Origin of the sequence: Caballeronia arvi (genome assembly GCF_001544695.2) — a bacterium.
Taxonomy (GTDB): domain Bacteria; phylum Pseudomonadota; class Gammaproteobacteria; order Burkholderiales; family Burkholderiaceae; genus Caballeronia; species Caballeronia arvi.
This window is the reverse complement of record NZ_FCOM02000146.1, coordinates 1-4,281: the sequence shown is the minus strand read 5'-3', so window position 1 is coordinate 4,281 and position 4,281 is coordinate 1. Positions and strand designations below refer to the sequence as shown.

Sequence of the window (4,281 nt, the reverse complement as noted above, 5' to 3'; positions counted from 1 at the left end):
TCAGCAATAGAATCCGGTCGCTCAAGCGGCCATGATGCTGCTTGCTCGCTTGACACGAGCCCGCTAATGGGTGTGGGTAAAACTGAGGCTTCAAGGAGGCGATCTCCATCGTGTTCGCCCGCTTCGGCGGGTGTTTTTTTGTATGCGCGTGCGCCTCACCTGTTCGTCGAATTTAGTCACGGCCTCGCTCGCTGTGCTATAACTTCGCGTGCATCTCGCTAGGGCTCTAAAGGGAGTTTTCCTTGATTCCACGTTGGAGAACATCGATGCAACGACGGAACTTCATGCTGAAGTCGACTGCCGTACTGGCACTGGGTAGCCTCACATTCGCGGGCTGCACGACCAATAGGAACGCGGGAAAAGAGCAGGCTGCCGGCGCCGCCGATCTGCACCGCTCTATCGACGCCGACGTTGACGGCACCCTTCAGCGCTTATATGTCACGGTGAGTGGCTCCCGCGAGTTGGTCGCGAAAGCGAGCGGAGTGCTCGTGTTTCCCAACGTCATTCAAGCGGGCTTCGTTGTTGGCGCACAATACGGCAAAGGCGCTTTGCGTGTAGGCGGCCAAACCGTGGGCTACTACAGCACCACCTCCGGCTCGTTCGGCCTGACAGCAGGCGCGCAATCGAAAGCGCTGATCTTCCTTTTCATGACCCAGGACTCGCTCGCAAAATTCCGAAGTTCAAGTGGCTGGTCGGCCGGCGCGGACGCATCCGTCGCACTCGTCAGGATGGGCGCGAATGGCAAAATCGACACGACCACCGCGAGCAAGCCGGTCCAGGCGTTTGTGTTGACGAACGCCGGTCTCATGGCCGACGCTTCGCTCGAAGGGACGAAGGTATCGCGCCTGGACGAGTGACACGTGAGGAGGCCGGCCGCCCAGAGAACTTTCCGGGCTCGCCGACGGCGTTCCATCCTTGCAGGGCATCCGCATGCTGATCGCAGCGTGTCCGGCTGGGCGTCGGGGCCGCGAAGCTCCGCGCGGCCGCCGCATAGGTCACAGATACGATAGCTCATGGTTTCAGCGAGCGTAATCATCCCTCGCTGGACGTCGGAACCCGCCTGCAGGTAGAAGCGCAGCCCGCCGAATTTCTCCTTGACCTGCCGCGCGACGAGCTGTGGCATCGCCTGAGACTCCGTGGCGTGCTGCGGTCGCTCGCACATGGCGTCGAGCAGCTCGAACCACCCATCGCGGCACGCTATAACGCGCTTCCACTCAAAGATTGCCGGATAGCGCTCGTGAAGCTGCCCTTCTAGCCCGAGTCCATGATCAATCGAGCGACTGGCTAAACATCGGCGCGTCTTCGTCAACGGCCGGAGTCGGCGGCGGCGGTTCTGGGACCAAGCTGATGGAGCATTCCGCAGGCGTGCTCGATCTGGCGGTCTTGCACTTGCATGGCGTCTTTCCCTTCGTCGGTGGTTAGGCGGGGCATGCCGGATTCAGACTTTCTCGGTCCTCCGCACGCACGCCCTGCGGTCATGCGAAGGTGTCGATGAGCCGGTTGCCCGACGGACCCGCGCCGACGTCGTCGCGCTCGCCGCATTCGAAGTGGTGTCGCCGCCGTTGCTGCGATCCGCGTTCGCCGTGGTCGAGGCGCCCACAGAGACAGCCGTGCTGCGGCCGCGTCAGCAGCAACGGCAGCCGCACCCGCCGCAGCATTCGCATTGTTGTCAGCCGAGCCCTCGTTCGCAGCCGAGCCCTTGGCTCGGTCGCCGCTGGTCTTCCCGGCACTCGCCGAGGCGTCGATCGCTGACCACCTCCCAGCGCCCCCGCATGGCTGGTTCCCGAAGCGACTCCACTTCGGAGCGTCACACTGTCTACCTCAACGACGTTTCCTGGCCGATGCCGTCAAATAAATACCGCCGGTGGTCGCGGCCGCCGCACTAGCAGCTAGCGCATCCGAACCGACCCTTCTCGCCCGCTCGTCTGCATGCCGCGCTAGATGCAGCTTCCTGTCATCAACGGACAATGGATCGTCTCGATCTGCGTCGTCCTTATACTTTCCTACGTTTCCGAAGCGTGCTCTTAAATCCGACTTTTGCTGTCTTTACGTCGTGGACAGTGCCGACTCAACCTCCAGATGGCTTCGGTGCGACACGCCGCTAACCCCAACCACCGCTCCGGTCGCCCAACCGTCGGTGCCTGATTGGAGAAACGCTTTCGTACCTTCTGTCGTCTCCATAGTTTCCGACGCGCTCCTAATTTAAGCATCGTCGGCTCCCTTCGATGCGAAGCCCGGCCGAGCGGCTACGGCCTGGCCAGGTCGCCGGAAAGCGCGTCCACGCCACTGAGCTTGAGGTGTCGGCGCATGAACGCAGTCTCATGGGGACTTGCGCAAGCGACCGCGACCGCGACCGCGACCGCGACCGCGACCGCGACCGCGACCGCGGTAAATGTAAGCTAACTTGACGACGAACCTCCGTCCGTATATTCGTATTTCGTTACTTGGCGGCAAAGCCTTGTCCTCGACGTTTGGTCGTTTGGCTGCCCGGTAAGACCTGTACAGCTTCGGGAGTGTCGCATGCCTGACATCGAACGAACCCACGCAATAGCCTTTCTTTTGCGACAGGCTGCGGCGAAACACCGTGTTGTACCGTATCAGCAGATACACAGGCTCTTCGAAGCCAGCGAGCCGCTCGATTTGCGATACCGGGCGTTGGAAGATGCAATCTCACTTTTGAGCGACTGTGCCGCGCTCGACTACGGTTGCCTGATGGCGCTCGACAACGGACTGCCAGGAGATGACTTCTTCAGAAGGTACAAGCGTCACCGGCCCAAGGAATTCGTTGCGGTGATGGGCTACGGCTCGGCTGGCGGTTCGCTAAGCAAAAAACGAGTCATCGTGGAGGCGGAGCGAGCGCGAGTGTTTGCGCACGCGGCCGAGAGCCTTGAGATGTCGTCGCGCGATGACGGCAGTGTGGCCAAGACAGTTTTCCACAGCCGGCCGCGGGGGCGCTCGCAGCTGCCGCCACTGTAGGGTTTGGTGGCGAGCCCAGAAGCCCGTCAATCCGGGTGCGGGTCCACACCGCGTTTAACGGCTTGGACGGAGCGCATGAATACGAATCTTGTCGATGCGATGCGCGTTTTCTTGCAAGTTGCGGATACACGGAGCTTCCGCGGCGCCGCGCGGGAGCTTGGCGTCTCCAACGCGCTGGTCACTCGCGCGATCGTCCTGCTGGAAAAGCACCTTGGCGTACGGCTGCTTAATCGCACGACTCGCGCGGTCTCGCTGACAGTTGCCGGCGTACGGTACGTAGAGGGCTGCCGTGCGTTTCTCCAGCACCTGGATCGGCTGGAAACGGCGGTTGTAGCTTTGGACGATGCGCCGGGCGGTACGGTGCGAGTCGTGGCGTCATCAAGCGTGCCGGCGCTCAGTTTGACCCAGCTTATCGACGACTTCCACAAGCTTCATCCGACCATCGAGGTTCGCCTGACCCTCGCCGGTCGGCGCGCCGAGTTCGACGGGAATGGTCACGACGTCGGAATTCTCATCGGCAAGCCAGAAGGCCTGGAGCGTGAGGGGCAAGTTCTGGGGTTGCTTGCGTCTTTGGCCGTGGCGACGCCTGCGTTTCTGATTAGGCACGGCGCGCCTATTGCCCCCGTCGATCTTCAAGACCTTCCATGCATTTGCTTGCAAGACGAGATGCGCGAAGAAGTCTGGACGTTCCGACATGCGAGCGGCGCGGTGGGGGACGTCAGGCTTGCGCCGGCGTTTTCGGTTTCTGATGCGGAGCTTGCCCGTCTCGCAACGCTCGCCGGCATGGGGTTCGCATTTCTTCCGCGCGCACTGGTGCGCTCAGATATTGAGGCGGGTCACCTCGTTCGCCTGCTGCCTGCCTTTTCCGTCGATGAGCCACGCACGGAGCTGTTTATCGTCCGTCCGGCGCGCCGCCACTTGCCTCGAGAGACCCGCCTTTTCGCCGACTACGCGGAGGCTCACTTGCGAAAGGAGTACGAACCCAAGGGAGAGGCGTTAGCCGATCGAGAACCAGAATTCGATTTCTCTGAGGCGGCTACGGCGAAGCGGGGAACTGGCTAAAGCGCCGATCCCCTCGCCAAGAGCGCGATTGCATTTCTCTGCGGCGGCGCTTGTCACGCTCGGTCAAACGCCGTCGGAGCAGGCATTCGGGTCGAACGACCGCTGGGTGGAGCACAGCAGCCGCTTGACAGACGGCGCGACTATCCCGACGAACGGCAGCAAGTGGCCGGAGGACTAAACCGCTCGCGCGGTAGGGGCTACGGTCCGACGCTGGTGGTCAGTGAGAGGCCGGTCACCCGGCTT

General features: G+C 62.1%; 4 protein-coding genes. 3 read left to right on the top strand and 1 reads right to left on the bottom strand.

All coding sequences use genetic code 11. From position 1 onward, the window contains the following. Positions 1-266 precede the first annotated feature (266 nt). Positions 267-857 carry a BPSL1445 family SYLF domain-containing lipoprotein gene (locus AWB74_RS43450; protein WP_061152652.1) on the top strand — a complete coding sequence of 197 codons (591 nt, stop codon included), beginning with the start codon at positions 267-269 and terminating at the stop codon, positions 855-857. A 618-nt stretch (positions 858-1,475) separates the two neighbouring features. Here the strand turns inward: AWB74_RS43450 and AWB74_RS43445 are convergent. Next, the gene (locus AWB74_RS43445; protein WP_061152651.1) at positions 1,476-1,658 is read right to left on the bottom strand and encodes a hypothetical protein; all 183 of its coding nucleotides are present in this window, start codon (positions 1,656-1,658) and stop codon (positions 1,476-1,478) included. An 862-nt stretch (positions 1,659-2,520) separates the two neighbouring features. On the opposite strand from AWB74_RS43445, the gene AWB74_RS43440 reads away from it, so the two are divergent. Both AWB74_RS43440 and AWB74_RS43435 read left to right on the top strand, forming a co-directional pair. Continuing rightward, positions 2,521-2,976 carry a hypothetical protein gene (locus AWB74_RS43440; RefSeq protein WP_061152650.1) on the top strand — a complete coding sequence of 152 codons (456 nt, stop codon included), beginning with the start codon at positions 2,521-2,523 and terminating at the stop codon, positions 2,974-2,976. Positions 2,977-3,051: 75 nt separating this feature from the next. After that, a complete protein-coding gene (locus AWB74_RS43435) occupies positions 3,052-4,038 on the top strand; it encodes a LysR family transcriptional regulator (protein WP_061152649.1) in 987 nt (328 codons plus the stop codon). Positions 4,039-4,281 lie beyond the last annotated feature (243 nt).